Raw genomic sequence first — 478 nt, 5'->3', positions numbered from 1 at the left:
GCTGAGCAGCTCGCGCACTTCCATTTCGACGAGCTCCAGCAGCTCTTCGTCGTCGACCATGTCGACCTTGTTCATGAACACGACCAGGGCCGGCACGCCGACCTGACGGGCCAGCAGGATGTGCTCGCGGGTCTGCGGCATCGGACCGTCGGCGGCCGACACGACCAGGATCGCGCCGTCCATCTGGGCGGCGCCCGTGATCATGTTCTTCACGTAGTCGGCGTGGCCGGGGCAGTCGACGTGAGCATAGTGACGGTTGGCCGTCTCGTACTCGACGTGCGCGGTGTTGATCGTGATGCCGCGGGCCTTTTCTTCCGGCGCGGCGTCGATGTCGGCGTAGTTCTTGGCGGTCGCGCCGCCCGACTTCGCCAGCGTGATCGTGATCGCCGCCGTCAGCGTCGTCTTGCCATGGTCAACGTGACCGATGGTGCCGATGTTGCAGTGCGGCTTAGTGCGTTCGAACTTTTCCTTGGCCATC

General features: G+C 64.6%; 1 protein-coding gene. It reads right to left on the bottom strand.

Annotated features, from left to right (window positions below):
* Positions 1-477, bottom strand: a 477-nt coding sequence (locus tag EIK80_RS25055) for a GTP-binding protein (RefSeq protein ID WP_125159714.1), incomplete at its 3' end; no start/stop codon positions are given.
* Between the last annotated feature and the right edge of the window lies 1 nt (position 478).

The organism is Caulobacter sp. 602-1, assembly GCF_003931565.1.
Taxonomy (GTDB): Bacteria; Pseudomonadota; Alphaproteobacteria; order Caulobacterales; family Caulobacteraceae; genus Caulobacter.
The sequence above is the reverse complement of the archived record's forward strand: the minus strand, read 5'-3'. Positions and strand labels throughout refer to the sequence as shown.